The organism is Pseudomonas sp. P4_C3 (assembly GCF_056402075.1).
On sequence record NZ_JBFUIC010000309.1, the window covers coordinates 1 to 4665 of the forward strand.

Genomic DNA, 4665 nt, shown 5'->3' on the forward strand with positions numbered 1-4665 from the left:
CGAAAACGTACTGGAGGTGGACAACCTGCAGGTGCGGTTTCCCGTCGGTGGCGGCCTGTTTCAACGCAAGACCTGGCTGCGCGCGGTCGATGGTATCAGCCTGAATATTCAGCGCGGCAAAACCCTGGGCATCGTCGGTGAGTCCGGTTCCGGCAAGTCCACGCTCGGTCAGGCGATTCTGCGTTTGCTCGACTCCGAAGGCAGCATCCGCTTTCAGGGCCAGGCGCTGGACGACCTGACGCAAAAACAGCTGCGACCGTGGCGCAAGAAAATGCAGGTGGTGTTCCAGGACCCCTTCGGCAGCCTCAGCCCAAGGATGTCCGTGGCGCAAATCATCAGCGAAGGCCTGGAAGTGCACAGCCAGTTGAGCACTGAAGAGTGCAATGCCGAAGTGATCCGGGCACTGAGTGAAGTCGGGCTCGACCCGCAAAGTCGCCATCGCTATCCCCACGAGTTCTCCGGGGGGCAACGCCAGCGCATCGCCATCGCCCGGGCGCTGGTGCTGAAGCCGGCGCTGATCCTGCTCGACGAACCGACCTCAGCGCTCGACCGCACGGTACAGAAACAAGTGGTCGCCCTGCTCCGCCAGCTTCAGGAAAAACACGGTTTGACCTACCTGTTCATCAGCCATGACCTGGCGGTGGTGCGCGCCCTGGCCCACGACATGATCGTGATCAAGGATGGCAAAGTGGTGGAGCGCGGCGCCAGCCATGAGGTGTTTGACTCACCTCAGCATCCGTACACCAAGGAGCTGTTGGCGGCGGCGATGTTGGGGCAGGCATAATCTGGCCGTTAGACCGCATCGCAGCCATCGTCGGAGCGCCGCCCGGAGCAGGCTCGCTCCCACAGGGGATTTGTCAACGACACAGATCAACTGTAGGAGCGGGCTTGCCCCGGGCGGCGCTCCGACGAAGAGGCCGGCACAGGCAAAACATAATCAGGATCAATACCGATGAACACCACCGAAAGCCTCAAGGACTACCAGCGCGTTCGCTTGCTGGCGATCCGCTCGTTGTTCGAGATCATCGAGCAGTCGAGCGAGGGCACGGTGATTGTCGATCGCGACGCCAACATCGTCTGGATGAATGAACGCTACGCCCGGCGCTTCGGCCTGCAATCGGCGGAAATTGCAATCGGCAAGCCCTGCGAAAGCGTGATCCCCGGCAGCCTGTTGCGTGAAGTGGTGCGCAGCGGCCGGCCGATTTTGCTGGATATGCAAGACACCCCCAAAGAGCCGCTGGTGGTCATGCGCCTGCCGATTCACGACGATGCCGGCATGGTGATCGGTGCCATTGGTTTCGCCCTGTTCGATGAATTGCGCAGCCTGTCGCCGATGCTCAAGCGCTACATGAGCATGCAGGAAGAACTGGCCTCCACCCGCTCGCTGCTGCGGGCGCGGCAGACCAAATACAACTTCGCCCATTTCATCGGCACCAGCACCGCCAGCCTGGAAGTCAAACGCCGCGCCCGGCGCAGTGCGAGTACCGAATCGCCGGTGCTGTTGCTTGGTGAAACCGGCACCGGTAAGGAGTTGCTGGCCCAGGCGATCCACAATGCCTCGCCCCGTGCACACAAGGCGTTTGTCAGTGTCAACAGCGCGGCGATTCCCGAATCGCTGCTGGAGGCCGAATTCTTCGGCACAGCCCCTGGCGCATTTACCGGTGCCGACCGCAAGGGCCGCGCCGGCAAATTGCAGATTGCCCAGGGCGGAACGCTGTTCCTCGATGAAATCGGCGACATGCCGCTGCCCCTGCAAAGCAAACTACTGCGAGTATTGCAGGAAAAGGAATTCGAGCCGGTGGGCTCCAACGAAGTGATCCAGAGCGATGTGCGGGTGATCGCCGCGACCTCGACCGACCTGGAAGCGGCCATCAAGCGCGGCGAATTCCGCGCCGACTTGTACTACCGCCTCAATGTGCTGCCGATCCAGGTTCCACCCCTGCGCGACCGCCTGGATGACGTGCCGGCGCTCAGTGAAGCCATTCTTGAGGAACTGCGCAGCCAGCATGAATTGCACCACGAGGCCCTGGAACTGTTGGGGCAACACGCCTGGCCGGGGAACATCCGGGAACTGCGCAATGTGCTGGAGCGGGCCGCACTGCTCAGTGATGACTTGCGCCTGACGGCGGCGGACATCCGCTCGGCGATTGGTACGTTCTCCCAGGTGGAGCGCGTGGCGCCCTTGACCATCGAACCGCTTGCCCATGAGACGTTCAGTGCGGCGCGGGAGCGATTTGACCGGCAATTGATTGAGTCCACCCTCGCGCAATGTGGGGGCAAGGTGGTCGATGCCGCAGCGCGGCTGGGGCTTGGCCGGTCGACGTTGTACAAGAAGATGGTGGCGTTGGGGATTGCTGAATCTCATTAAAGAGACACATATCTCGATTGATAGAAAGTCCATCGCGAGCAAGCTCGCTCCCACATTTGATCGCCTACTTCTTGAGTACACGGGCAACCTGTGGGAGCGGGCTTGCCCGCGATGAGGCCAGCACTGCCAAAGAAAGTCTCAAATCAGAGACAAAATCACCCGATAGAACCACCATTCTAAAAATATATCCTTATATTTCAACGACTTAACCATCTGGCACAAAACTCGCTATACGCCTCTCCTACCAGGCTTCACCCAACAAAAATAACAACCCAGGAGAGACACACGATGAGTGTGATCATTGCCTTGGCAGCCCTCGCGCTGCTGATGCTGGCTGCCTACCGTGGCTACAGCGTTATCCTTTTTGCCCCGATTGCCGCCCTCGGCGCTGTCCTGCTGACTGACCCGTCTGCCGTCGCCCCCGCTTTCACCGGGGTGTTCATGGAAAAAATGGTCGGTTTCATCAAACTGTATTTCCCGGTATTCCTGCTTGGCGCGGTGTTCGGCAAGCTGATCGAACTGTCCGGTTTCTCGCGCTCCATCGTCGCGGCGGCGATTCGCCTGCTCGGCACCCGCCAGGCGATGCTGGTGATCGTGCTGGTCTGCGCCCTGCTGACCTACGGCGGTGTGTCGTTGTTTGTGGTGGTGTTCGCGGTCTATCCGTTTGCCGCTGAAATGTTCCGCCAGAGCAACATCCCCAAGCGGCTGATCCCGGCGACCATTGCCCTGGGCGCCTTCTCGTTCACCATGGACGCCCTGCCCGGCACGCCACAAATCCAGAACATCATCCCCAGCACCTTCTTCAACACCACCGCGTGGGCGGCGCCGTGGCTGGGGGTGATCGGCACAATCTTCGTGTTCTGTGCCGGCATGCTGTTTCTCCAGCGTCAGCGCAACAAGGCCCAGCGTGCCGGTGAAGGCTATGGTTCTGACCTGCGTAACGAACCGGAAACCGCCGCCGACCTCAAGCTGCCCAACCCGTGGCTGGCGCTGTCGCCACTGCTGGCGGTGGGCATCATGAACCTGCTGTTCACCCACTGGATTCCGCAGGTGTACGGCAAGACCCACAGCCTCGCGCTGCCAGGCATGGCCGCGCCAGTGACCACGGAAATCGCCAAGCTCACGGCGATCTGGGCGGTCCAGGCAGCCTTGCTGGTCGGCATCCTCATGGTGCTGGCGTTCGGCTACAAGGCGATCAGCCGCAAGCTCGCCGAAGGCAGTAAAAGTGCAGTCAGCGGTGCCTTGCTGGCGGCGATGAACACCGCCTCGGAATACGGTTTCGGCGCGGTGATCGCGTCTTTGCCGGGCTTTCTGGTGCTGGCCGACTGGCTCAAGAGCATCCCCAACCCACTGGTCAACGAAGCGATTACCGTGACCCTGCTGGCCGGCATCACCGGTTCCGCCTCGGGTGGCATGAGCATCGCGCTGGCGGCGATGTCCGAGCAGTTCATCAGCGCCGCCCATGCGGCGAACATTCCGCTGGAAGTGCTGCACCGGGTCGCCGCCATGGCCAGCGGTGGCATGGACACCCTGCCGCACAACGGCGCCGTCATTACCCTGCTGGCGGTCACCGGGCTGACCCACCGCGAAGCTTACAAAGACATTTTCTGTATTACGCTGATCAAGACCCTGGCGGTTTTCGTAGTGATCGGCACCTTCTACGCCACTGGCATTGTGTGAGGTATTCATGACGACTCTTTCGGGCAAGACCGCACTGGTCACCGGTTCCACCAGCGGCATCGGCCTGGGGATAGCCCTCAGCCTGGCCAAGGCCGGGGCCAACCTGATCCTCAACGGCTTTGGCGATGCATCCAAGGTGATTGCCGAAGTCGAACAGTTCGGCGGCAAGGTCGGCCATCACCCGGCCGATGTCAGCGATCCGGCTCAAATTGCCGACATGATCGCCTACGCCGAGCGCGAGTTTGGCGGCGTCGACATTCTGGTCAACAACGCTGGCATTCAACACGTGGCAGCGGTGGATGAGTTCCCGGTGGAGCGCTGGGATTCGATCATCGCCATCAACCTGTCGTCGGTGTTCCACAGCACCCGTTTGAGCCTGCCGGGCATGCGCGCCAAGGGCTGGGGCCGGGTGATCAACATTGCTTCGGTACATGGCCTGGTCGGCTCGGTGGGCAAGTCAGCCTATGTCGCCGCCAAGCACGGGGTGATCGGCTTGACCAAAGTGGTCGCGCTGGAAACCGCGACCACCCAGGTCACCTGCAACGCGATCTGCCCAGGCTGGGTATTGACGCCACTGGTGCAGAAGCAAATTGATGATCGTGCCGCCAGAGGGGTTG

General features: G+C 61.3%; 4 protein-coding genes. All 4 read left to right on the plus strand.

The features are described from left to right. The coding region (locus AC1DVH_RS26380; RefSeq protein WP_477756267.1) for an ATP-binding cassette domain-containing protein at positions 1–784 on the plus strand (784 nt) is incomplete at its 5' end. 168 nt (positions 785–952) lie between these two features. Further along, on the plus strand, positions 953–2368 hold the full coding sequence (locus AC1DVH_RS26385; RefSeq protein WP_477756268.1) for a sigma-54 interaction domain-containing protein: 1416 nt from the start codon (positions 953–955) through the stop codon (positions 2366–2368). Positions 2369–2656: 288 nt separating this feature from the next. Further along, on the plus strand, positions 2657–4048 hold the full coding sequence (locus AC1DVH_RS26390) for a GntP family permease (protein WP_150723644.1): 1392 nt from the start codon (positions 2657–2659) through the stop codon (positions 4046–4048). A 7-nt stretch (positions 4049–4055) separates the two neighbouring features. Then, positions 4056–4665, plus strand: a 610-nt coding sequence (locus AC1DVH_RS26395; protein ID WP_477756269.1) for a 3-hydroxybutyrate dehydrogenase, incomplete at its 3' end; no start/stop codon positions are given.

What these genes read in the sequence shown, in the direction of transcription:
- AC1DVH_RS26390 (WP_150723644.1), top strand. Translation starts at nt 2,657, where the DNA reads ATGAGTGTGATCATTGCCTTGGCAGCCCTCGCGCTGCTGATGCTGGCT.
- AC1DVH_RS26385 (WP_477756268.1), top strand. Translation starts at nt 953, where the DNA reads ATGAACACCACCGAAAGCCTCAAGGACTACCAGCGCGTTCGCTTGCTG.